The organism is Pseudomonas fluorescens Q2-87 (assembly GCF_000281895.1).
GTDB lineage: Bacteria > Pseudomonadota > Gammaproteobacteria > Pseudomonadales > Pseudomonadaceae > Aquipseudomonas > Aquipseudomonas fluorescens_S.
This window is the reverse complement of record NZ_CM001558.1, coordinates 2,249,755-2,273,597: the sequence shown is the minus strand read 5'-3', so window position 1 is coordinate 2,273,597 and position 23,843 is coordinate 2,249,755. Positions and strand designations below refer to the sequence as shown.

21 protein-coding genes are annotated in these 23,843 nt (G+C 63.2%); 9 read left to right on the top strand and 12 right to left on the bottom strand.

Annotated features, from left to right (window positions below; genetic code table 11):
- Positions 1 to 63 precede the first annotated feature (63 nt).
- The 3 genes from PFLQ2_RS17335 to PFLQ2_RS17345 all read left to right on the top strand — a co-directional run bounded on the left by PFLQ2_RS17335 (position 64) and on the right by PFLQ2_RS17345 (position 2,902).
- Positions 64 to 591 (top strand): TRAP transporter small permease, encoded by a 528-nt coding sequence (locus tag PFLQ2_RS17335; RefSeq protein WP_003180466.1) that lies wholly within the window; start codon positions 64 to 66, stop codon positions 589 to 591.
- Positions 591 to 1,871 (top strand): TRAP transporter large permease, encoded by a 1,281-nt coding sequence (locus tag PFLQ2_RS17340; protein WP_003180464.1) that lies wholly within the window; start codon positions 591 to 593, stop codon positions 1,869 to 1,871. Before PFLQ2_RS17335 ends, PFLQ2_RS17340 begins: the two co-directional genes overlap by 1 nt.
- Positions 1,872 to 2,032: 161 nt before the next feature.
- Complete coding sequence (locus tag PFLQ2_RS17345; RefSeq protein ID WP_003180462.1) at positions 2,033 to 2,902, top strand: aldose 1-epimerase; 870 nt, start codon at positions 2,033 to 2,035, stop codon at positions 2,900 to 2,902.
- Between the two features lie 26 nt (positions 2,903 to 2,928).
- Here the strand turns inward: PFLQ2_RS17345 and PFLQ2_RS17350 are convergent, their stop codons facing one another.
- On the bottom strand, positions 2,929 to 3,729 hold the full coding sequence (locus PFLQ2_RS17350) for a sulfite exporter TauE/SafE family protein (protein ID WP_003180459.1): 801 nt from the start codon (positions 3,727 to 3,729) through the stop codon (positions 2,929 to 2,931).
- 204 nt (positions 3,730 to 3,933) lie between these two features.
- Here PFLQ2_RS17350 and PFLQ2_RS17355 point away from each other — a divergent pair, with 204 nt between their 5' ends.
- Entirely contained in the window at positions 3,934 to 4,797 is an 864-nt protein-coding gene (locus PFLQ2_RS17355) for an MBL fold metallo-hydrolase (RefSeq protein ID WP_003180457.1), read from the top strand.
- 151 nt (positions 4,798 to 4,948) lie between these two features.
- Here PFLQ2_RS17355 and bkdR read toward each other — a convergent pair whose 3' ends face one another.
- On the bottom strand, positions 4,949 to 5,437 hold the full coding sequence (gene bkdR, locus PFLQ2_RS17360; protein ID WP_003180456.1) for a Bkd operon transcriptional regulator BkdR: 489 nt from the start codon (positions 5,435 to 5,437) through the stop codon (positions 4,949 to 4,951).
- Positions 5,438 to 5,629: 192 nt separating this feature from the next.
- Here bkdR and PFLQ2_RS17365 point away from each other — a divergent pair, with 192 nt between their 5' ends.
- The 5 genes from PFLQ2_RS17365 (at position 5,630) to PFLQ2_RS17385 (ending at position 11,856) form a co-directional block, all read left to right on the top strand.
- Complete coding sequence (locus PFLQ2_RS17365; RefSeq protein WP_003180454.1) at positions 5,630 to 6,865, top strand: 3-methyl-2-oxobutanoate dehydrogenase (2-methylpropanoyl-transferring) subunit alpha; 1,236 nt, start codon at positions 5,630 to 5,632, stop codon at positions 6,863 to 6,865.
- Position 6,866: 1 nt separating this feature from the next.
- The gene (locus PFLQ2_RS17370) at positions 6,867 to 7,925 is read left to right on the top strand and encodes an alpha-ketoacid dehydrogenase subunit beta (protein WP_003180449.1); all 1,059 of its coding nucleotides are present in this window, start codon (positions 6,867 to 6,869) and stop codon (positions 7,923 to 7,925) included.
- Complete coding sequence (locus PFLQ2_RS17375; protein ID WP_003180446.1) at positions 7,926 to 9,200, top strand: dihydrolipoamide acetyltransferase family protein; 1,275 nt, start codon at positions 7,926 to 7,928, stop codon at positions 9,198 to 9,200. It abuts the gene before it with no gap.
- Positions 9,201 to 9,203: 3 nt separating this feature from the next.
- Positions 9,204 to 10,589 (top strand): dihydrolipoyl dehydrogenase, encoded by a 1,386-nt coding sequence (lpdA, locus tag PFLQ2_RS17380; RefSeq protein ID WP_003180444.1) that lies wholly within the window; start codon positions 9,204 to 9,206, stop codon positions 10,587 to 10,589.
- 247 nt (positions 10,590 to 10,836) lie between these two features.
- Positions 10,837 to 11,856: a branched-chain amino acid aminotransferase gene (locus PFLQ2_RS17385; protein ID WP_003180442.1), complete on the top strand. Its 1,020-nt coding sequence runs from the start codon at positions 10,837 to 10,839 to the stop codon at positions 11,854 to 11,856.
- 57 nt (positions 11,857 to 11,913) lie between these two features.
- Here PFLQ2_RS17385 and PFLQ2_RS17390 read toward each other — a convergent pair whose 3' ends face one another.
- The 10 genes from PFLQ2_RS17390 to PFLQ2_RS17435 all read right to left on the bottom strand — a co-directional run bounded on the left by PFLQ2_RS17390 (position 11,914) and on the right by PFLQ2_RS17435 (position 23,726).
- Positions 11,914 to 12,192: a hypothetical protein gene (locus tag PFLQ2_RS17390; protein WP_003180440.1), complete on the bottom strand. Its 279-nt coding sequence runs from the start codon at positions 12,190 to 12,192 to the stop codon at positions 11,914 to 11,916.
- 95 nt (positions 12,193 to 12,287) lie between these two features.
- Positions 12,288 to 14,399: a hybrid sensor histidine kinase/response regulator gene (locus PFLQ2_RS17395; RefSeq protein ID WP_003180438.1), complete on the bottom strand. Its 2,112-nt coding sequence runs from the start codon at positions 14,397 to 14,399 to the stop codon at positions 12,288 to 12,290.
- 174 nt (positions 14,400 to 14,573) lie between these two features.
- Positions 14,574 to 17,651 (bottom strand): error-prone DNA polymerase, encoded by a 3,078-nt coding sequence (locus PFLQ2_RS17400; RefSeq protein WP_003180436.1) that lies wholly within the window; start codon positions 17,649 to 17,651, stop codon positions 14,574 to 14,576.
- Complete coding sequence (locus PFLQ2_RS17405) at positions 17,648 to 19,069, bottom strand: Y-family DNA polymerase (protein WP_003180434.1); 1,422 nt, start codon at positions 19,067 to 19,069, stop codon at positions 17,648 to 17,650. The genes PFLQ2_RS17400 and PFLQ2_RS17405 overlap by 4 nt, the downstream gene beginning before the upstream one ends.
- Positions 19,070 to 19,076: 7 nt before the next feature.
- Positions 19,077 to 19,709, bottom strand: a complete 633-nt coding sequence (gene imuA, locus PFLQ2_RS17410; protein ID WP_003180432.1) for a translesion DNA synthesis-associated protein ImuA — start codon at positions 19,707 to 19,709, stop codon at positions 19,077 to 19,079.
- Positions 19,709 to 20,326, bottom strand: coding sequence for a transcriptional repressor LexA (gene lexA, locus PFLQ2_RS17415; protein WP_033045973.1), 618 nt, complete (start codon positions 20,324 to 20,326; stop codon positions 19,709 to 19,711). The genes imuA and lexA overlap by 1 nt, the downstream gene beginning before the upstream one ends.
- A 535-nt stretch (positions 20,327 to 20,861) precedes the next feature.
- Positions 20,862 to 21,140 carry a DUF971 domain-containing protein gene (locus PFLQ2_RS17420; RefSeq protein WP_003180428.1) on the bottom strand — a complete coding sequence of 93 codons (279 nt, stop codon included), beginning with the start codon at positions 21,138 to 21,140 and terminating at the stop codon, positions 20,862 to 20,864.
- Positions 21,137 to 22,099 (bottom strand): HEAT repeat domain-containing protein, encoded by a 963-nt coding sequence (locus PFLQ2_RS17425; RefSeq protein ID WP_003180425.1) that lies wholly within the window; start codon positions 22,097 to 22,099, stop codon positions 21,137 to 21,139. The genes PFLQ2_RS17420 and PFLQ2_RS17425 overlap by 4 nt, the downstream gene beginning before the upstream one ends.
- Positions 22,096 to 22,944, bottom strand: coding sequence for an ABC transporter ATP-binding protein (locus PFLQ2_RS17430; RefSeq protein WP_003180423.1), 849 nt, complete (start codon positions 22,942 to 22,944; stop codon positions 22,096 to 22,098). The genes PFLQ2_RS17425 and PFLQ2_RS17430 overlap by 4 nt, the downstream gene beginning before the upstream one ends.
- Positions 22,944 to 23,726 carry an ABC transporter permease gene (locus PFLQ2_RS17435; RefSeq protein ID WP_003180421.1) on the bottom strand — a complete coding sequence of 261 codons (783 nt, stop codon included), beginning with the start codon at positions 23,724 to 23,726 and terminating at the stop codon, positions 22,944 to 22,946. Before PFLQ2_RS17435 ends, PFLQ2_RS17430 begins: the two co-directional genes overlap by 1 nt.
- Positions 23,727 to 23,843: the final 117 nt, after the last annotated feature.

The following is a 23,843-nucleotide window of genomic DNA, read 5'->3' as shown; positions in this document are numbered from 1 at the left end:
GTACTAATGAAACGGCTGGGCGCGCCTGCGGTTAAAAGGCGCGCCCGGTTACGGTGGAACCCGATGAAGAATTTGCTGCTGCGTATCAACGATAAGATTTACATGACGTGCATCTGGGTGGCCGGCCTTTCTGTCCTTGCCGTTGCGCTGATGATCCCTTGGGGGGTGTTTGCCCGCTACGTGCTCGGCTCAGGCTCGAGCTGGCCGGAACCTACCGCGATCCTGCTGATGATCGTGTTCACCTTCATCGGTGCCGCCGCCAGCTACCGCTCCGGCTCGCACATGGCCGTGGACATGGTTACCTCTCGCATGCCGCCTCACTTGAGAACCGCCGCATCGGTTGTCTCCCAGCTGTTGATGGCAGCGGTGTGCATTTTCATGACCGTGTGGGGCACCAAGCTGTGCATGACCACGTGGAATCAATTCATGAGCGCCATCCCTACCCTGCGCGTCGGCATCACGTACATGCCGATACCGATCGGTGGCTTCCTGACGTTGATTTTTGTGCTGGAAAAACTCTTGCTGGGCGATCAAAGCCAGCGTCGGGTCGTGCAGTTCGACCTGGTTGAAGAAAACGAAGGTGCCGCTTAATGGACGCTCTGATTCTGCTGGGCAGTTTTTTGTTGTTGATCATGATCGGCATGCCCGTGGCCTACGCCCTCGGTGCCTCTGCACTGATCGGTGCATTCTGGATCGACATCCCGTTCCAAGCCATGATGATCCAGGTGACGGGCGGGGTGAACAAATTCTCGCTGCTGGCCATTCCCTTCTTCGTCCTCGCGGGCGCGATCATGGCCGAGGGTGGCATGTCCCGCCGACTGGTGGCATTCGCCAGTGTACTGGTGGGGTTCGTGCGCGGTGGCCTGTCTTTGGTCAACCTCGTGGCGTCGAGTTTCTTCGGTGCAATCTCGGGCTCCTCGGTTGCCGACACCGCCTCGGTCGGTTCGGTACTGATTCCGGAAATGACACGCCAAGGTTATCCGCGGGAGTACGCCACCGCCGTGACCGTCAGCGGTTCGGTACAAGCACTGCTCACGCCGCCAAGCCATAACGCTGTGCTGTACTCGCTCGCCGCGGGCGGCACCGTCTCGATCGGTTCATTGTTCATGGCCGGCATCGTCCCCGGCATCATGATGAACCTTTGCCTGATGGCGCTGTGCCTGGTTTTTGCGAAGAAGCGCAATTACCCCAAGGGCGAAGTGATCCCGCTCAAAGAAGCGTTGAAGATCTGCAAGGAAGCCATGTGGGGCATGATGACCTTGTTCATCATCCTGGGCGGCATTCTCTCGGGCATTTTCACCGCCACCGAATCGGCCGCGATCGCCGTGGTGTGGGCATTCTTCGTGACCATGTGCATCTACCGCGACTACAAATGGAGCGAGTTGCCGAAACTGATGCACCGTACGGTACGCACCATCTCTATCGTGATGATCCTGATCGGCTTCGCCGCCAGCTTCGGCTACATCATGACGCTGATGGAGATCCCGGCGAAAATCACCACGATGTTCCTGACGCTGTCGGATAACCGCTACGTGATCCTGATGTGCATCAACGTGATGCTGCTGCTGCTGGGCACCGTGATGGACATGGCGCCGCTGATCCTGATCCTGACGCCGATCCTGATGCCAGTGATTGTGGGCATCGGTGTGGACCCGGTGCAGTTCGGCATGATCATGCTGGTGAACCTGGGTATCGGCCTGATTACCCCACCGGTGGGCGCGGTGCTGTTCGTGGGCTCCGCCATTGGCAAGGTCAGTATCGAAAGCACCGTCAAGGCCCTGCTGCCGTTCTACGCCATGCTGTTCGTGGTGCTGATGCTCGTGACCTACATTCCGGCCATCTCGCTGTGGCTGCCGCATCTGGTGTTGTAACCATTCCATCAGCAAGCAAGCCCCCTTGTGGCGAGGGAGCTTGCTCCCGCTGGACTGCACAGCAGGCCCATCCGGTTCCAACGCAGGGCGTCTGCTTCGCAGCCGAGCGGGAGCAAGCTCCCTCGCCACACAGGCTTCCCCACTCGACGGACGCGACCACCATGAGCCCACCTCTTCTGCACCTCGAAGACGAACTGACCCGCCTCACCTTGGCCCCGCATCTGGGCGCCAGCCTGGTCGACTGGACGCTGCGCAGTAACGGCGCGCCGCTGCTACGTCCCCCGGCTCCGAACGCCGTGGAAAACGGCCTGCCCGGCAAGCTCGGCGGTTTTCCGTTGATCCCATGGTCGAACCGGATCGCCGAGGGTGGTTTCGATTGCCCCGGCGGCTGGCTCGCCCTGGAACCCAACAGCCCCAACGATCCCTTTCCAATCCACGGCAGCGCCTGGCAACAGCCATGGCAAGTGACCGAACAAAGTGCCCAGGAAGTGTTGCTGCAGCTCGACAGCCAGTACCCGTTCGCCTACTGCGCCAGCCTGCGCATCCGCTTGAGCAGCGGCCAGTTGCACCTCGCGATGCACGTCACCCACATGGCGGAACAACCCGCCTGGCATGGGCTGGGCTTGCACCCGTATTTCCCGCGCACCGCCGGCACACGCCTGCAAACCCGCGCAACTGAAGTCTGGATGTGCGACACCGCGAAGCTGCCCACGGAACGGATCGACGTCCCTGATCAGTGGAACTTCGAGAACCTGCGCTCACTGCCCAACACGCTTGTCGACAACGGCTTCGGCGGTTGGAATGGGCACTGCCTGATCCAGCAGCCAGACCTGGGCTACGAGCTGGAGTGCCGGGCCAGCGGCTGCGATTATTTCCTGCTGTACTGTCCGGTGGACCTGGGGTTCTTCTGCATCGAACCGGTCAGCCATCCGGTCAACGCCCACCACCTGCCAGGACGGCCGGGGTTGCGCTTGTTGAGGCAGGGGGAATCGGTGACGCTGGGGTTTTCGATGCAGTGCAGGCTGCTATGACCCTGTGCAACCGAGGTTCTTGGTAGCTACGCCCGCACCCACATGAACACCGCCACCCCCAGGCACACCGCCGCAAACCCCACCTGCAATGCCCGGGCCGGGACATGGGCCGATAGCCGTCGGCCCAACACCATGCCGAGAATGCTCGCCGCGATAAACACGCCGCCGACCCGGTCGATGCTTACCCCGGCATGAAACGCACCTACTACACCGATCAACGAAATCAGGCTGATGACCATCAAGGACGTCGCGACGATCCCGCGCATCTGCACATCGGTCAGTTGCTTGAACGCCGGCACGATCAGAAAGCCACCGCCGACGCCGAGCAATCCCGAGACCATCCCGGTCACCGCGCCCAACGCCGACAACGTGGCGGTGCATCGGCCGGTCCAGGCCAGGCGCCCGGTCTCGCGGTCGAGCATGCAATTTTTCTGGCCCCAACTGGCCGCGCCGTGGTCGCTGGGGCCTGGTTGTACGCTTTCGCGACGCAACATGCGCGCCGCCACCAGCACCATCAACAGGCTGAACAGCATCATCAGGATTTTTTCCGAGAGCTGATGAGCAACGTAGATGCCCAGCGGCGAAAACACCGCCCCGAGTAGCGCGATCAGCAACGCCGCGCGATAGCGCACCAGGCCATGGCGCAGCCCGTCGATGGCCCCCACTGCGGCGGCGCTGCCCACCGCGAACAACGCCACCGGGGCGGCTTGGGTCATGCTCCATCCCAGGCCCAATACCAACGCCGGCACCGCCAGGATGCCACCGCCCGCCCCCGTCAGGCCGAGCACCAGGCCCATGACTACACCAAAAAAACTTGCCAGTAACATAAGGTTCTCTCAAGCCGCGCACACCTGTTGGCAGGTGTGATCGCATTTGCAGGACGCCTTGGCCCTCATTAAGCTGCGGACCATATGTTGTAAGTCCCAAGCGTTGCAACAAGCTATTTTAGATTGGTATGTGGCGAGGGAGCTTGCTCCCGCGGGGCTGCATAGCAGCCCTTTCATGAGTTCTTCCCGCACAGGTTCGCTGTCATGCCCGCGCAGATCCAAAGCTTTCTCGACCCCGCCTCAAAGACTTACACCCACGTCATTTTTGAGCACGACGGTGGGCAATGCGCGGTGGTCGATCCAGTGCTCGACTACGACCCGACTTCGGGACGCAGCGCCACCGAACAGGCCGACCGCATCATTGCCTTCGTCCACGAGCACCGGCTGACCGTGCAATGGCTGCTGGAAACCCATGCCCATGCCGATCATCTGTCCGCCGCGCCCTACCTGCGCCAGAAACTGGGCGGCAAGATCGCCATCGGTCAGTCCATCAACCAGGTCCAGGGCGTCTTCAAGGCGTTGTTCAACCTCGAACCGCAATTCGCGGTGGACGGCTCGCAGTTCGATCACCTATTCGCTGCCGACGAGTCCTTCTCCATCGGCAACCTCAAGGCCACCGCGCTGCACGTGCCCGGCCACACTCCGGCAGACATGGCCTATCTGATCGACGGCGACGTGATTCTGGTGGGCGACACGCTGTTCATGCCGGACGTAGGCACCGCCCGCTGCGACTTCCCCGGCGGCAACGCCCAGCAACTCTACGCCTCGATCCGCAAGCTGCTGGCCTTCCCCGCCGGCGTTCGCCTGTACGTGTGCCACGACTATCCCCCGGAGCACCGCGAGCCCCATTGCATGAGTACCGTAGGTGAGCAGCGCCAGCACAACATCCATATTCACGATGGGGTCGACGAGGCTACGTTCGTGACCATGCGCACCGAGCGGGACAAGACGTTGGGCATGCCTACACTGTTGTTGCCGGCGATCCAGGTGAATGTGCGGGCCGGTCACCTGCCGCCTGCTGAAGACAACGGTGTGATCTACCTGAAAATCCCGATCAACCAGCTTTAGAAATTGGGGGCTGCTGCGCAGCCCAGCGGGAGCAAGCTCCCTCGCCACGGGAAATGAGTGGTTGGCGAGTCGGTGGCCGGCCCAAACCCCATCCTGTGGCGAGGGCGCTTGCTCCCGCTGGGGCGCGAAGCGGCCCTAAAAGCCTTTTGGTTCAAGTCCCCAACGTCAAGCCATTGGCCGGCAGCGGCAACGCGGTCTTATAGCGCACCTGCTTGAGGGCAAAGCTCGAACGGATGTTCGCCACCCCCGGGACCTTGGTCAAAAAATCCATCATGAACCGCTCCAACGACTGGATCGTCGGCACCAGCACGCGGATCAGATAATCCGGATCGCCGGCCATCAAGTAGCACTCCATCACCTCCGGCCGGTCGGAGATCGCCTCTTCGAAATGCTGCAGCGCCTCCTCCACCTGCTTCTCCAGGCTGACATGGATGAACACGTTGACGTGCAAGCCCAGCATATCGGCATCGAGCAAGGTCACCTGCTCGCGGATCACCCCCAACTCCTCCATGGCCCGGACCCGGTTGAAGCACGGCGTCGGTGAAAGATTCACTGAGCGGGCCAGATCGGCGTTGGTGATACGGGCGTTTTCCTGAAGGCTGTTCAGAATGCCGATGTCGGTGCGATCCAATTTACGCATGAGACAAATAATCCTGTTTTTTATCGTTGTGCAGATTTTTTATCTGCAAATGATCTGAACAGCAAGCTAACAGAGAAAAATATTCTTCTGCGTCGAGCCTATGATTGTTGTAGGACAATTTCCCTTACCCGGGGAAATTCGTCAGCTAGCGCGCCCACTACAAGAAATTCACAAGATCGAGCGTAGAAAGCCATGAACCCAGCGTATGAACCGCTACGCCTGCACGTTCCCGAACCCTCGGGCCGTCCCGGCTGCAAGACCGACTTCTCCTACCTGCATCTGTCCGATGCCGGCACGGTGCGCAAACCCCCTATCGACGTCGAACCCGCCGACACCGCCGACCTGGCCCGCAGCCTGATCCGCGTGCTCGACGACCAAGGCAATGCCTTGGGTGACTGGGCCGCGGATATCCCCGTCGAGATCCTGCGCAAGGGCATGCGCGCCATGCTCAAGACGCGCATCTACGACAACCGCATGGTCGTCGCCCAGCGTCAGAAAAAGATGTCGTTCTACATGCAAAGCCTTGGCGAAGAAGCCATCGGCAGCGCCCAGGCCCTGGCCTTGAACATCGACGACATGTGCTTCCCCACCTATCGCCAGCAAAGCATCCTGATGGCCCGCGACGTGCCGCTGGTGGACCTGATCTGCCAACTGCTGTCCAACGAGCGTGATCCGCTCAAGGGCCGGCAGTTGCCGATTATGTATTCGGTCAAGGACGCCGGTTTCTTCACCATTTCCGGCAACCTCGCCACGCAATTCATCCAAGGCGTGGGCTGGGGCATGGCTTCGGCGATCAAGGGCGATACCAAAATCGCCTCGGCCTGGATCGGCGACGGCGCCACCGCCGAATCGGACTTTCACACCGCCCTCACCTTCGCCCACGTCTACCGGGCGCCGGTGATTCTCAACGTGGTCAACAACCAGTGGGCGATCTCCACCTTCCAGGCCATTGCCGGCGGTGAAGCCACCACCTTCGCCGGACGCGGCGTCGGCTGCGGCATCGCTTCGCTGCGGGTAGATGGCAACGACTTCATGGCGGTCTACGCCGCCTCGCGCTGGGCCGCCGAACGCGCCCGCCGCAACCTCGGCCCAGCGCTGATCGAGTGGGTCACCTACCGCGCCGGCCCGCACTCCACCTCCGACGATCCGTCGAAATACCGTCCCGCAGACGACTGGAGCCACTTCCCCCTGGGCGATCCGATCGCACGCCTCAAGCAGCACATGGTGAAGATCGGCCAGTGGTCCGAAGAGGAACATGCCGCAGTCACGGCCGAACTCGAAGCCGAGGTGATCGCCGCGCAGAAGGAAGCCGAGCAGTACGGCACCCTCGCCGGCGGCCAGATTCCAAGCGCCGCGACCATGTTCGAAGACGTCTACAAAGAGATGCCGGAGCACTTGAAGCGCCAGCGTCAGCAGTTGGGGATCTGACATGAACGATCACAACAACAATATTGCGTTGGACACCGCCATGACCACTACCACCATGACCATGATCCAGGCCCTGCGCTCGGCCATGGACGTGATGCTCGAGCGCGACGACAACGTCGTGGTGTTCGGCCAGGACGTGGGCTACTTCGGCGGCGTGTTTCGCTGCACCGAAGGCCTGCAGAACAAGTACGGCACTTCGCGGGTGTTCGACGCGCCGATCTCCGAAAGCGGCATCGTCGGCGTGGCGGTGGGCATGGGCGCCTATGGCCTGCGGCCGGTCGCCGAGATCCAGTTCGCCGACTACGTCTACCCGGCGTCGGACCAGATCATTTCCGAGGCAGCGCGCCTGCGCTATCGCTCGGCCGGCGAGTTCACCGCGCCGATGACCTTGCGCATGCCCTGCGGCGGCGGTATCTACGGCGGCCAGACCCACAGCCAGAGCATCGAGGCGATGTTCACCCAGGTCTGCGGCCTGCGCACCGTGATGCCCTCCAACCCCTACGACGCCAAGGGCCTGCTGATCGCCTCCATCGAAAACGATGACCCGGTGATCTTTCTCGAACCCAAGCGCCTGTATAACGGCCCGTTCGACGGCCACCATGACCGCCCGGTGACGCCGTGGTCCAAACACCCTTCGGCACAAGTGCCGGACGGTTATTACACCGTGCCGCTGGACGTCGCCGCCATCACCCGTCCGGGCAAGGACGTGACCATCCTGACCTACGGCACCACGGTCTATGTGTCCCAGGTCGCCGCCGAGGAAACCGGCATCGACGCCGAAGTCATCGACTTGCGCAGCCTGTGGCCGTTGGATCTGGAGACCATTGTCAAGTCGGTGAAGAAGACCGGCCGCTGCGTGATCGTCCACGAAGCCACCCGTACCTGCGGTTTTGGTGCCGAGTTGGTGTCGCTGGTCCAAGAGCATTGCTTCCATCACCTGGAAGCGCCGATCGAGCGCGTCACCGGTTGGGACACTCCCTACCCGCATGCGCAGGAGTGGGCGTATTTCCCAGGGCCGTCCCGTGTGGGCGCGGCGTTGAAACGGGTCATGGAGGTCTGAATGGGCACGCACGTTATCAAGATGCCGGACATTGGCGAAGGCATCGCCGAAGTTGAACTGTCGGTGTGGCACGTCAAGGTGGGCGACATGGTGGTCGAAGACCAGGTGCTGGCCGATGTCATGACCGACAAAGCCATGGTCGACATCCCCTCACCCGTACACGGTCGGGTTATCGCCTTGGGCGGCGAGCCGGGTGAAGTGATGGCGGTGGGCAGCGAACTGATCCGTATTGAAGTGGAAGGCGCCGGCAACGTAAAGGAAAGCTTGAACGAACCGGCAAAATCGACTGCCACAGTGCAGGCCCCAAAGCCTGCGCCCGTTACAACGTCTGAACCGGCCCCGGAAAAAACCGTCGCCGCGCCACGCTGCGCCGCCGTGGCCCCCGTGGCCCGCAATCCAGAAGAACGCCCATTGGCCTCGCCGGCCGTGCGCAAGCACGCGCTGGACCTGGGCATTCAACTGCGCCTGGTCCAGGGCAGCGGCCCGGCCGGCCGCGTGCTGCATGAAGATCTCGAAGCCTATCTGGCCCAAGGTCCATCGACCCAGGCCAAGGGCGGTTCGGGCTATGCCGAACGCCACGATGACCAACAGATCCCGGTGATCGGCATGCGCCGCAAGATCGCCCAGCGCATGCAGGACGCGACCCAGCGCGCCGCCCATTTCAGCTACGTCGAGGAAATCGACGTGACGGCCCTCGAAGAACTGCGGGTTCATTTGAATGAGAAACACGGCGCCAGTCGCGGCAAGCTGACACTGCTGCCATTTTTGGTGCGCGCGCTGGTCGTGGCCCTGCGGGATTTCCCACAGATGAATGCGCGCTACGACGACGAAGCCCAGGTCATCCACCGCTCAGGCGCGGTGCACGTGGGCGTCGCCACCCAGAGCGACGTTGGCTTGATGGTGCCAGTGGTGCGTCACGCCGAAGCCCGTAGCCTGTGGGACAGCGCGGCGGAGATCTCGCGCCTGGCCACGGCGGCCCGCAATGGCAAGGCCAGTCGCGATGAGCTGTCCGGTTCGACCATCACCCTGACCAGCCTCGGGGCGTTGGGCGGCATTGTCAGCACACCCGTGCTGAACCTGCCGGAAGTGGCAATCGTCGGCGTGAACAAAATCGTCGAGCGGCCCATGGTCGTCAAAGGCCAGATCGTCATCCGCAAGATGATGAACCTCTCCAGTTCCTTCGATCACCGGGTGGTCGACGGCATGGACGCGGCGCAATTCATCCAGGCCCTGCGCGGCCTGCTCGAACAACCCGCAACGCTGTTCGTGGAGTAACGAATGCAACAGACTTTGAACACCACGCTGCTGATCATCGGCGGCGGCCCCGGCGGCTATGTGGCGGCGATCCGCGCCGGCCAGTTGGGCATCTCGACCATCCTGGTGGAAGGCCAGGCATTGGGCGGCACGTGCTTGAACATCGGCTGCATCCCGTCCAAGGCATTGATTCACGTGGCCGAGCAGTTCCACCAGACCCGACACCACAGCCAGGGCTCAGCCCTGGGCATCACGGTGTCGGCGCCGACCCTGGACATCGGCAAGAGCGTGGAATGGAAGGATAGCATCGTCGATCGCCTGACCACGGGCGTCGCGGCATTGTTGAAAAAGCACAAGGTCCAGGTCATCCATGGCTGGGCCAAGGTGCTCGACGGCAAGACCGTCGAAGTTGGCGACACCCGTATCCAATGCGAACACCTGCTGCTGGCCACCGGCTCGAAAAGCGTCAACCTGCCGATGCTGCCGGTGGGCGGGCCGATCATTTCCTCCACCGAAGCCCTCGCCCCGACCTCGGTGCCCAAGCATCTGGTGGTCGTCGGCGGAGGCTACATCGGCCTGGAGCTGGGCATTGCCTATCGTAAGCTCGGCGCCGAAGTCAGCGTGGTCGAAGCACAGGAACGGATCTTGCCAGCCTACGACGGTGAATTGACCCAACCGGTGCACGAGGCGCTCAAACAACTGGGCGTGAAGCTTTATCTCAAGCACAGCGTCGAAGGCTTCGATGCCCAGGCCAGCACGTTGCAGGTGCGCGATCCCCAGGGTGACACGTTGAACCTGGCCACTGACCGGGTGCTGGTGGCGGTCGGGCGCAAACCCAACACCCAGGGCTGGAACCTTGAAGCGCTGGACTTGGCGATGAACGGTTCGGCAGTGAAAATCGACCACCGCTGCCAGACCAGCATGCGCAACGTCTGGGCCATCGGCGACCTGAGCGGCGAACCGATGCTCGCTCACCGGGCCATGGCCCAGGGCGAAATGGTCGCCGAACTGATCGCCGGCCAGCATCGTGAGTTCAACCCGACGGCCATCGCGGCGGTGTGCTTTACCGATCCGGAACTGGTGGTGGTCGGCAAGATGCCGGACGAAGCCAAGGCGGCCGGGCTCGATTGCATCGTTTCCAATTTCCCGTTCGCCGCCAATGGCCGGGCAATGACCCTGGAATCGAAAAGCGGTTTCGTGCGGGTCGTGGCGCGCCGGGACAATCATCTGATTGTCGGCTGGCAGGCGGTCGGCGTGGGCGTGTCCGAGCTGTCCACCGCGTTCGGCCAGTCATTGGAAATGGGCGCACGCCTGGAGGACATCGCCGGCACCATCCATGCCCATCCGACGCTCGGTGAGGCCGTGCAGGAAGCGGCGTTGCGGGCGTTGGGGCATGCGTTGCATCTGTAGCGATGATATCCACCGTGGCGAGGGAGCTTGCTCCCGCTGGGCAGCGAAGCGGCCCTGGCTTTTTTGCGAGTGCTGCGCACTCGAGCGGGAGCAAGCTCCCTCGCCACAGGTGAAACGCCGGGAAAATATGCCTGCCCCTTATCGAGCAGGCTGCGAAACAACCCCGGAATGAAGTATTGTTGTCCCCATCCAAAATACGTCAGAAGCCTTGAACCGTTTCGACGGTTGTTAAGAAATAGAGGGTGTCATGGGTAACGAGAGCATCAATTGGGACAAACTGGGCTTTGACTACATCAAGACCGACAAACGCTACCTGTCGCACTGGCGCGATGGCGCCTGGGACGCCGGCACCCTGACCGACGACAATGTGTTGCACATCAGCGAAGGCTCCACGGCGCTGCACTATGGCCAGCAATGCTTCGAAGGCTTGAAGGCCTATCGCTGCAAGGACGGTTCGATCAACCTGTTCCGCCCGGACCAGAACGCCGCCCGCATGCAGCGCAGCTGCGCCCGCCTGCTGATGCCATTCGTCGAGACCGAGCAGTTCGTCGAAGCCTGCAAGCAAGTGGTCCGCGCCAACGAGCGCTTCATCCCGCCTTACGGCACCGGCGGCGCGCTGTACCTGCGTCCGTTCGTGATCGGCGTGGGTGACAACATCGGCGTGCGCACCGCGCCGGAGTTCATCTTCTCGATCTTCTGCATCCCGGTCGGCGCCTACTTCAAGGGCGGCCTGACCCCGCATAACTTCCTGATTTCCAGCTTCGACCGTGCCGCCCCACAAGGCACCGGCGCGGCCAAGGTCGGTGGCAACTACGCCGCCAGCCTGATGCCCGGCTCCCAGGCCAAGAAAGCCAGCTTCGCCGACTGCATCTACCTCGATCCGCTGACCCATTCGAAAATCGAAGAAGTCGGCTCGGCGAACTTCTTCGGCATCACCCACGACAACAAATTCGTCACCCCCAACTCCCCTTCGGTCCTGCCGGGCATCACCCGCCTGTCGCTGATCGAACTGGCCAAATCGCGCCTGGGCCTGGAAGTGATCGAAGGCGACGTGCTTATCGACAAGCTGTCGGACTTCAAGGAAGCCGGTGCCTGCGGTACCGCTGCGGTCATCACTCCGATTGGCGGCATCAGCTACAAGGACAAGCTGCACGTGTTCCACAGCGAAACCGAAGTCGGCCCGATCACCCAGAAGCTCTACAAGGAGCTGACCGGCGTGCAGACCGGCGACGTGGAAGCGCCGGCGGGTTGGATCGTCAAGGTGTGATCCACGCCTGAGCGTGTCAAAAAAAAGCCCGGCTGTGAAGTCGGGCTTTTTCGTTGGCTAGCCACCATCGGTATCAATATCGGCATCAGTGTTGTCATCGGATTTCGGCCGGTCCGGGTCAGGCTTGAAGCCGGGGCTGAAGGTGTTGTCATTGTCCTGATGGTGTTTTTTCTGATCGACCTCCGGGGTCGCGCTCTGGGCCTGGCCTCCCTCGGTGGGGCTGACGGGGGTATTGGGTGAGCCGGCCGGAACCTGTGGGTCGATGGCCGGATCGTTGCGCGGGGACGACGTTTGCGTCTGTCCTTGTTGCTGCGTGGTTGCAGGTTCGTCGTTCATAGGCACCTCGTTCATGACAGGGCCGCATGTGAATCGGCCATAGCCATTCGAAGGGGACACAATGGCTTCGGTTCCATTTGTTTAGGTCGCCGCGATCAACTGCCCAGGACGCTGCGCACCATTCGGGTCAGGGCATCCGGACCGTAGGGCTTGCTCAGCAAATGAGTGTCGGGGCTCAACTGGTGGTTCCGGGAAATGATGTCGCGGGTGTGCCCTGAGGTGAACAATACCGGGACCGGCGGGTTCTGCACCTTGGCCCAGGCGGCCAGGTCGGAACTCTTGATCAGGCCGGGCATGACCACGTCGGTGAAGATCAGGTCCACCGAGGCGCCTTCAAGCAGCAGCTTCATCGCCGCATCGGCATTGACGGCGGTCAGGGTCCGATATCCGGCCTGCTCCAGCAATTCCACCGACGCGCTGCGCACCTCGTCATTGTCTTCCACCACCAGGATCGTCTCTTGCCCCCCAGGCTCGAGCGAGTCGTGTGGTACCTGTTCTGTGGTTTCAGGTTGCAAGCTGCGGGGAAAATACATCTGCGCCCGGGTTCCCTCGCCCAGGGTGCTGGCAATCTCGATATGACCGCCGCTCTGCTTGACGAACCCGAACACCATGCTCAAGCCAAGCCCAGTGCCCTGGCCGTCGGTCTTGGTGGTGAAGAATGGCTCGAACACTTGGTTCAAGACGTCCGGCGGCATGCCTGCGCCGCGATCGATTACCGACAATCGCACGTAGTCGCCCGCCGGGATGCCTTTGCCGGCACAGGCGGCCTCATCGAGCGCGATGTTCTCGCCGATCATGTCGATGTTGCCCTCGCCGCCCATGGCATCGCGGGCATTGATCGCCAGGTTCAGCAGGGCGTTTTCCAGCTGATTGCGATCGACGTGGATGCACCAGGGTTCCTCAGGCAAAGTCACGTCAATCCGGATGGTTTCGCCCAGGGCCCGCTGTAACAACTCACCCATGCCATCGTAAATGCGCCGCGGGTTGTAGATCGCCGGAGACAACGGCTGGCGCCGGGCAAAAGCCAGCAGTTGCGATGACAATCTAGCGCCCCGCTCCACGGCTTCGATGGAAGCGCTTACCCGTCGCTGCACGTTAGCGTTGTCCGACTCATGGCGGGCCAGCAGGTGCAGGTTGCCGGCGATGACTTGCAGCAGGTTGTTGAAGTCGTGGGCCACGCCGCCGGTCAGGCCACCAATGGCTTCGAGTTTTTGCGACTGGCGCAACTGTTCTTCTGCCGTCAACCGCGCCTGCACTTCTTCGGCGACGCGCTGCTCCAGATCCCGCGTGAACTTGAGCAGCGAGGCTTCGGCGGTCTTGCGCTCGTTGATGTCGATCAGCACGCCCGGGAAACGCAGGGGCCTGCCGGTCGCGTCGAATTCGCATCGACCGCTGGCCTGCACCCACAGGTAATCACCATCGGAGCGACGCACCCGATACTCGACGCTGTAAGGCGTGCCCGTGCGCAACGTCAGTTCGGTCTTCTGGCTAACCTCCTCAAGGTCGTCCGGATGAATGCTCTGGCGTGCGATCTCGATGGGTAAAGCGTCCAGCGGGCAACTGGGCGGGTAGTTGAAAGTACGGGCGAAACGCTCGTCGCCAGACAGCGTGTCGGCTTGGACATCCCAGACGAAAGACCCCAGCAGCGGCCCGGCCGAAAGCGCCAGCTGGATGCGCTCATTGACCGCGCGGTAACTGCGCTCGGCCTGCTGCCGCGCCCGCTCGGTCAATACATGTTCGGTGGTTTCCACTACGATCGCCAACACGCCCGCCGGGGTTTGGTCATCGTCCGGTACCGGGCTGTAGTAAAGGTCCATCCAGACATTTTCCGGCTTGCCATCACGCAGCAGGACCAGTTCTTTACTGCGATAGGACAAGGTGCCGCCGGCCAGGCAGACGTCGAGCACGTGGCGATTGAATTCGGCGACTTCCGGCCAGCCCAGCTCCACCGCTCGCCCCAGCAGATAGGGATGACGGCCACCGGCGAACTCGGCGTAGGCATCGTTATAGATCATGAAGCCCTGGCGGCCCCATAACATCACCATCGGCAAGGGCGAAGCCAACAACACCTGCACGGCGCTGCGCAGGCTGGCGGTCCAATGCTCGATAGGGCCCAGTTCGGTCTGGCTCCAATCGAACGCCCGGATACGCCCGGCCATTTCTGCACCCCACCCGGAGCACCCGTGATTCTGGGATAGAAACTGCATGGCTAGATTCTGAACCTCAAATACCTGCTGGGAGTTGACACATCACAAGTCCCTTGCGCCCAGAGCTTCGAGCGCGGGGTTGGCGTTTGGTTTCATGGCGGTCGATCCGGGCACTGTCCCAGCAAGGGATTCTTCCCTGCCCAGGTCCAAAAGTCCGCAGCACAACAACAGGCTTCAACGGAAATCGCGGCTATGCACCTGGATACCCGCCAGCAACTCCGTCAGGTCGCTCAAGCGTCCGGCGATCAGATGGCGGACCTCGCCGACGCTTTCCCAGCGTCCGTCGACCCGCAGCAATTGCGAGCCCACCAGGATCTTTCGCTGACGTTCGGCCAGGTCGCGCCAAACCACCACGTTGAGGTTGCCGAATTCATCTTCCAGGGTGACGAAGGTCACGCCGCTGGCTGTGCCTGGGCGCTGGCGTCCGGTGACCAGCCCGGCGACGCTGACGTTGCGGCCATGTTCCACAGCCTGCAATTCCCTTGAGCTGCGGCAGCGTCGCGCGCGCAGCTCGGGACGCAGCAAGGCCAGCGGATGAGGCCCCAATGTCGTGCCAAGCGTGGCGTAATCGGCAAACAGGTTCTCCCCTACCGTCGGTGTCGGCAGCTCCACGGGCGGTTCTTCCTGGCTAGGCAATCCGGCGAACAGGCCCAGCTGCTTCTGCACCCCGGCCACTTCCCAGCGCGCACGATGGCGATCACCGGCCAGGCCGCGCAGGGCTCCAGCATCGGCCAGTTGCGCCTGCGCCCGGGCATCGAGTTGCGCGCGTTCGCCCAGGTCGGCCACGTCACAGAATGCCCGCTGCCGACGGGCTGTTTCGATACGGCGGGCATCCTCTTGGCGAAAGCCCTTGACCAGGCGCAGCCCCATTCGGATCGCCGGCTGCTGGCCTTCCATGGGTTCAAGGCTGCAATCCCAGTCACTGGCGCGCACGTCCACCGGGCGGATCTGCAGTTGATGCCGGCGGGCATCCTGGAGAATCTGGTCCGGGCTGTAGAACCCCATCGGCCAGCTGTTGATCAGGGCACAGGCGAATGCCGCCGGTTCGTGGCATTTAAGCCAGCTGCTGGCGTAGGTCAGCAAGGCGAAACTGGCAGCGTGAGACTCGGGAAAGCCGTAATTGCCGAAGCCCTTGATCTGTTCGAAGATCTGCGCGGCGAATTCGGGGGTGTAGCCGTTTTTCTTCATCCCCGCTGCCAGGCGTTCTCGATGGGGCTCCAACCCGCCATGGCGTTTCCAGGCGGCCATGGAGCGGCGCAGTTGGTCGGCTTCACCGGGAGTGTAATCGGCGGCGACGATGGCGATCTGCATGACTTGTTCCTGGAACAACGGAATGCCCAAGGTGCGTCCCAGGACCTCTTTCAATTCCGGCGAAGGAAAAGTGATGGCCTCCTCGCCATTTCGTCGACGCAAGTAGGGATGCACCATCCCACCCTGAATCGGGCCTGGCCGCACGATCGCCACTTCGATCACCAGGTCGTAATAATCCTTGGGCTTGAGCCGGGGCAACATCGCCATCTGCGCCCGGGACTCGATCTGGAAGACGCCGATGGTGTCGGCGCGACTGATCATCTGGAATGTGGCCTGATCGTCCTTGGCCAGCGACGCCAGGGTATGGCGCTCGCCCCGGTATTGCGCGATCAGGTCGAAACAACGACGAATCGCGCTGAGCATGCCCAGGGCCAGAATGTCCACCTTGAGCAGGCCGACCGCGTCCAGATCGTCCTTGTCCCACTGGATGATGGTGCGCTCGGCCATCGCCGCGTTTTCCACCGGTACCAAGGTGTCCAGGGGTTGTTCGGATATCACGAAGCCGCCAGGGTGCTGGGACAAGTGCCGAGGGAAGCCGATCAGTTGCCCAGTCAGGCCCAGCACCCGACGCAACACCGGGCTGTCCGGGTCGAAGCCTCCCTCACGCAAGCGGTCTACCGGCGGAGCTTCATCGCTCCAGCGTCCACAGCAATCGGCCAGCGCATTGACCTGGTCCGGCGGCAGGCCCAGGGCCTTGGCGACGTCGCGCACCGCCCCGGCGCCGTGGTAGCTGCTGACCACCGCCGTGAGCGCCGCACGATGACGGCCGTAGCGCTGGAACACGTACTGCAAGACTTCTTCACGACGCTCATGTTCGAAATCGACATCGATGTCCGGCGGCTCGTTGCGCTCCCGGGACAGGAATCGTTCGAACAGCATCTTGGTATGACTGGGGTCGATTTCGGTGATGCCCAAGGCGTAGCACACCGCCGAATTAGCCGCCGAACCGCGCCCCTGGCAGAGAATATGCCGCTCGCGAGCGAAGCTGACGATGTCCTGCACGGTGAGGAAATAACTGTCGTAGCCCAGCTCGGCGATCAATTTCAACTCAGTGTCGATCTGTGTGCGGACCTTGTCTTCCACCCCCGCTTCCCACCGCCTACGCATTCCGCGCTCAGTCAATTCCCGCAGCCAGGACGTCGAGTCATGACCTTCCGGCACCAGCTCGCGGGGGTATTGATAACGCAGTTGGCTGAGATCGAAGGTGCAACGCTGGGCGATGTCCAGTGTCTCGTCGAGCAAGGCGCGAGGGTAGAGATCGGCCAGATCCTTGCGGCTGCGCAAATGGCGTTCGCCGTTGGGGTGCAGGCGTTGCCCGGCCTCGGCGACCGTGACGTGGTGCCGGATGGCGGTCATGGTGTCCTGCAAGGCACGACGACCACGCACGTGCATGTGCACATCACCACTGGCCACGGCAGGAAGATTCAGGCGTTCAGCCAGGGCCAGCAAATCCGCCAACCGACGGCGGTCGTCCTGCCCGCAATGCAACTGGACCGCCAGCCACAGGCGCCCTGCGAAGATCGACTGGAGCCAATGGCCCTGCACCTCGCCATCCTTGCTATCAGGCACCCACAGCGCCAGTAATCCTGGCAGGGGCTCATCGAAATCCTCGCGCACAATGCGATAGCGGCCCTTCTCGCTGCGGCGCCGGGCGCGGGTGATCAACCGGCACAAGGCTTGATAGCCTTCCAGGTTTTCCACCAGCAACACCAGTTTCGGACCGTTTTCGACCTGGATCTCGCTGCCGACGATCAGGTGCAGGTCCAGTTCCTTGGCCGCCTGCCAGGCCCGGACGATCCCGGCCAGGGTGCATTCGTCGGTAATCGCCAGGGCCTGATAGCCCTGCTCCTTGGCCCGACGGCAGAGTTCCAGGGCACTGGAGGCGCCGCGCTGGAAGCTGAAGTTCGACAAGCAATGCAGCTCGGCATACTCAACGCTCATGCGAACCACCCTTGCAGCCACAGCGGCCCGTCTTCGCCCACCGTGCGATAGGCCCAGCCACGTTGCCCAGTGCGGGTTTCGATCAGGTAATAATCGCGACGCACATCGGCGCCATCCCACCAGCCGGTCTCGATGCGCTCCGGGCCCATGAAGATATGCGCCTGGCCTGGCGGCAATGCCTGGGGTTCGTCGAGCAGCCAGCCGGGACGCTGTACGCCCTCGCGCACCGGACAGACTTGGGGGCGAAGCTGAGGGATCATTTGCCAAGCGCATTCAGGCCGATGATCGTCACGAAACCCCAGCCCCTGCACCGCTTCGTCCCCCAGCCGGGCCCGCAACCGTTCGCGCAGTTGTTCCCAGGGCAAGGATTGTTGGGGACGTTCGTCGAACAGTTCCAGGCGCTGGGGCACGAAACTCGGCAGGTCTTCGGCACACAAGCGAAAGCCGCGCACAGGGGCTTCGACCTGGACTTGCTCCAATCGGCCCCGGGCCAGTTCGAAGAGCATCGAAGGATCCCGCTCGGCGCTGAGCAGGCCGACCTTGATCAGCGTATCCGGCAAGCCGGCGTGCTCCAGATGCAAGTCAAAACGCTGCACGCCGCTGTCGCGGCCGCATAGAAAGGCCGCCAGGTCACCGGTCAATCGCCGCAACGGGAACAGCAGCGCCTGGTGGGACTGGACGTCGTAGTTGAGTTCGATGCGCACATCGAAACGGTCCGGCGGTAAATAGAACGACAGCGCCAGGGTGCGGCTGCCCACCAGCGCATCGAGGTGCTTGAGTACCTGGGCTTCGAAGCGTCGTGCCAAGGTGTTTCGGGGCAAGGCCTGGACCTGGTCCAGGCGGCGCAGGCCCATGCGCGACAAAGCCAGGGCGGCGTCGGGTTCCAGGCCGATGCGGTCCACCGGCATCTGTCCCAGGCACGCCTGCAAGGCCTCGCTGTCGGGCACCACCAAGGCGTCATAGGCATTGGCCAACACCCGCGCCGCCACCGGGTTCGGTGCGGCGACGATGCGGTGCCGAAATCCCAGTTCAGTCAGCTCGGCCCGCAACCGCGCTTCGAACACCGGCCAGGGCCCGAACAGGCCCAGGCTCGACTCGATCTCGAACAGCACCGTGCGCGGATAATGCACGCTGACCTGGGAGCTGAAACGGTAGGCCCAGGCCGCCAGGAACTGTTGCCAGTGCTCGATCTGCGTCGCGTCGTATTCGGCCGTGGCGAACCCCTTGCTCAGGGCCTGGGCAGCCGTCATGGTCTGGCCGGGACGCAAGCCCAGGGCCCTTGCCTGCGCATTCACCGCTTGCAGTACCCGACGCTGGGCCGGGCCGGTCAGCAGCGCCAGGGGTTCGTCTGGATCGGGGCGCTGGCGCAGCGCGGCGTCCAGCGCCAATTGCGGGAAGAGAATACAGACCCAGCGCATCGCAACCTCAGTGCCCTGTCTGTGTGATGAGCGAGGCAAAGGCAATCGGCGCCGAACGGGCCAGTCCGCCCCGGCACTTGAGCACGCGCAATTGCGCCGGTCGCGTATCGATGGCAATGCGCAGGGCCGCCGGCGACGGGTTGATGGCCTCCTGGATCGAGCGCCAGGCGAACGCCAGGGTCTGGCCGGTTTCAGCCGCCACTTGCAGCCGCCGCATGGCCCGGTCATCCGCCTGACGGGGCCAGCACAGCACCGCGCCGCAACTGCCCGAACGCAAGCATTGCTCGGTGGCCCACAGGGCATCGCGCTCATCGGCGCGGATCACTGACAACTGACGCAAATCGATGCCGGCGCTCTGCCAGGCCTGGGGATAGGGCACGAACGGCGGTGCCACCAGCACGATCCGCTCCCCTGCTGCCGACAGTCGCGCCAGGGTAGGCCATACCAATTGCAACTCGCCCACGCCCGGCGCGGCGATGAGCAACTCCGTCAAGGCCGCTTCCGGCCAGCCGCCGCTGGGCAGCGCCGCGTCCAGTGCAGCATGACCGGTGGGTTGCGGGCTGGCGGCCGGCGGCGCAGGCCGGCCCTTCCAGACCTGACCGCCGTTGAACAGCGTGTCCAATGCAACGACAGCGCCCATCAGCCTTGCCTCAACAAGCCACAGAACACGCCTTCAATGGCCAGGTCCTGGTCGGCTTCGACGATGATCGGCTGGTAGGCCGGGTTGCGCGGCAGCAGACGCACCCGCTCGCCGATGCGTTCGAAGCGCTTGATGGTGACTTCGCCGTCCAGGCGCGCCACGACAATCTGGCCGTTGGAGGCTTGCGGTGTGCGCTGCACGCCCACCAGGTCCCCGTCGAGAATGCCATCTTCGATCATCGAGTCGCCTTGCACGCGCAACAGGTAATCCGGCGCCCTGGTGAACATCGCCGGGTCCAGCATCAGGCGGCTGTGGACCTCGGCATCGGCGCTGATCGGCCGTCCGGCGGCCACTCGCCCCAGCACCGGCACGTCCAGGAGCTCGGGACGCGGCGGTTGGTTCAGCAAGCGGATACCCCGGGCCTGGTGCGGGTTGACCTCGATGAAACCGGCTTCGGTGAGTGCCAGCACGTGTTTGCGCGCCACGCTACGGGAGGCGAAACCGAACGCCTCGCTGATTTCAGCGAGGCTGGGAGACTGGCCCTGCTCGGCGATGCGTTCGCGGATGAAGGTCAGGATGGCGGTGCGGCGGGGGGTGAGAGTCGTCATGGAGTACATTTGTACTCTTTCGGGGTTTCTCTGACAAGCGCCGCCAGTCAGTTCGACAGGTCGCCTGGATTGCCGCCATCGCGAGCAAGCTCGCTTCCACATTTCTTCCTGTGCTCACAAATTCACGTGTTCGCTTGCTCGCCATGGAGGGCTGGCATCTGGCTAGGTTATTTAGGACTGAGTACATATCCATTTTTGCGGTAACGGCAACTTAGGGTTTCGCCCTTACGGCGACTCACTTTTTTTCAGACGCCAAAAAAAGTAAGCAAAAAAGGCTTGCCCCACCACTAGGCACCTCGCCTAGGCTCGGTGTGCCCTCTCTCCGGCATTGCTCCGTGGGCCCGCCGCGAAGGGTCATCCATGACCCAGCGCGGCTATCCCGGCATCCATGCCGGGATGCCCACTGCGCAATGCCTGCGTTCGGCCAGCGTGGTCAACGGGGCCCCCAGGTCAAAAGCCGGCGAGGCGGCCTTATAGCCGGCCTGTCTCTCCGGCCGTACCCCGATTCAATTATGAGAGCGAGCTTGCTCGCGATAACGGTGTGTCAGTTTTCAAGCTCCGCCAGGTACGCCCATGGATAAATCCCGCGCTCGTGCCCGTCACTGAAGACCAATTGCACTCCATATCCCTGGGCATTGACCTCAACCACTCGGATCCGTGGGTCGACCTGGACCGTCAGCCCTTTCAGGCGAAACGCCCGGCATTGTGAGCATGGGCAGTGGCGGCGCAGTGCCGCGTGGTCCAGGTGTTGTTCGCGGCCGTCGGGCCAGTCGAGCTTCAATTGCCCTTTGCCCTTGGAATTGCCAATCGCCAGGGGATTCATTGCAGTTGGCCCAAGGCAATGCGCACGGCTTTGCGCACTTCGGGATCGCCGTCGTCCTGGGCTGCCTGCAAGGCCGGGATCGCGTTGGGATCAGCCAACTCGCCCAAGGCCAGGGCCGCTTCTTTGCGCAAGTTGCTGATGCGATGGTCCAGGGTTTCGATCAGGGCCGGCAACGCCGGGGCGTAGCGCAAGCGGCCGAGGCTGCGGGTGGCACGCAGGCGCACTTGCCAATAATCGTCGCCCAGCGCGTCGATCAGCGCCGGGCCGGCATCGGCGTGGCCGACCTTGCCCAAGGTCGTGGCGGCTTCTTCGCGCACCGCCCAGGCCGGGTCCTGCAACGCCTGGCGCAGGGCCGGCAAGACTTGCGCATCCGAGGCCAGGCCGAGGGCGCCGGTGGCGGCGCGGCGCACGTCGCTGTCCGGGTCGTCACTGGCAAGCCGGGCCAGGGCCGGCAAGGCGTCGAGGTGCTTGAGCCAGCCCAGTACGCCGACCGCTTCGCGGCGTACGCTGGCATCGCCATCGGCCAGGGCGGCGATGGCTGCCGGCGCGGCGTCGGCCAGACGCAACTCGCGCAAAGCCCTGAACGCCGCGACGCGCACACTGACATCCCCATGGACGGCCCAAGGCAGGATCACCCTCCCCGCCGCTTCGCTCTTGAGCAGGCTCAGGCTCTGGGCGGCGGCGGCCTGCACGGTCGCGCACGGATCGGTCAGGGCCTGGCACAGCGCCGCGACCACCGGGGCGTCTTCCCAGGCTTCCAATAATCGCGCGGCTTCGGCCCGCACTTCGGCGCTGGGGTCCTGGGCCAGGCGATCGACCAACCACAGCAGGCCTTCGGGCTCTTCAAGGTCGGCCAGTTCGATCAGGGCGATGCGGCGCACGCCCGGGTCCTCGTCGGTGAGACGCGGTTGCAGGGTGAGGATGTCGTCGTTGTCGGTGTCTTCGAATAGAGAGGTCATAGGGCAAATCGCGGCAAGGAGGTTTCAGAGGGAAGCCCGAGAGGATTGAGGCGCGGCAGTTGCCGGCCTTCTTCATGGCGCAGCAGCTCGAGGCAGTGGCGCTTCAAACGGGCGAATTCAGGGCGGGTGACCAGCTCGGTCGTGCGTGGTCGGGGGAAATCCAGGCGCAGGTCCTCGATGATTCGTCCGGGGCGCGGGCTCATCACCAGCAAGCGATCGGCCAGGAACAGCGCCTCATCGATATCGTGGGTCACGAACACCACGGTGGTGCGGATGCGCGTCCAGATATCCAGCAGCAGTTCCTGCATGTTCAACCGGGTCAACGCATCCAGCGCGCCGAAGGGTTCATCCATCAACAACAGCCGTGGCCGATTGACCAACACCCGGGCGATTTCCACCCGTTGCTGCATGCCCCCCGAGAGCTGATCCGGCCAGTGCCCGGCAAACCCTTCAAGGCCCACCAGGGCAAGGATTTCATCGGCGGCCCGGTGCCGCTCGGCCTTGCCCAGGCCACGCATCTTCAGGCCGAAGGCGACGTTGTCGCGCACGCTACGCCAGGGAAACAACGTGTGTTGCTGGAACACCATGCCCCGCTGGGGCGAAGGTCCGGACACTGGCAGGCCGTCGACATTCAGGGCGCCGGTGCGCGGTTGCAGATGCCCGGCCAGGGCGCCGAGCAACGTGGACTTCCCGCAGCCGGACGGCCCCAGGACGCAGACGAACTGGCCCGCCTCGATCTGGCAATCGAGGCCCTGGACGGCTTCGAAGGCTTGGGTACCTTGGCCGAGAACAATGGACAACTGACGGATATCGATCCGCCCCTCCGACGTTTGCATTGCACTCATCAGGCTTTTCCTCGCGGTCGATGCCAAGGCGTGGCCAGCCCGCCCAGGCGTTTGATCAACAAACTGCTGCCCATGCCCAGCACGCCGATCAGCAGCATGCCGACGACGATGTCGGGGTAGTTCTGTACGGTGTAGGACGCCCAGGTGTAGTAGCCGATGCCGTATTGGCCGGCGATCATTTCTGCCGTCACCAGACAGAACCACGACGTGCCCATGCCGATGGCCAGGCCGGTAATGATGCTCGGCGCGGCACCCGGCAGGATCACTTCCAGCAGGATCGCCCGGCGTCCGGCACCGAGGCTTTTCGCCGAGGCGATCAGCCGTCGGTCCACGCCTTCGACGCCGTGCACGGTATTGAGCAGGATCGGAAACAACGCCCCGGTAAAGGTGATGAACACCATCGACAGTTCCGAGGAGGGAAACATCAGGATCGCCAGGGGAATCCAGGCCACTGCTGGGATCGGTCGCAGGACTTCCAACGGCGGCAACAGCAAATCTTCGGCCCATTTCGAACGACCAATGGCGACGCCCAGCGCCACGCCAAGTACCAGCGCCGCGCCATAGCCGGCAAACACTCGCCCCAGACTGCTGCCCAAGTGCCGAGCGAGATTGCCGGACTCCCCCAGGCCGAGCGCAGCCTGGATCACCGCCAGCGGCGTCGGTACGTTGGCGAAGGTCACCAGGCCGAGGTCCCAGTGGCCGTTGGCGGCGAGCTGCCAGAACAGCAGGCAAAGCAGCAATGAAGCGGCTCGCAGGAGCCAGCGTTTGGATGTTGAGAACACTGATTTATCCTCTGGTGTGGAGTCCCTGTGGGAGCGGGCTTGCTCGCGAAAGCGGTGGGTCAGCCTGCAAAGATGTCGAATGTGCTGACGCCTTCGCGAGCAAGCCCGCTCCCACAG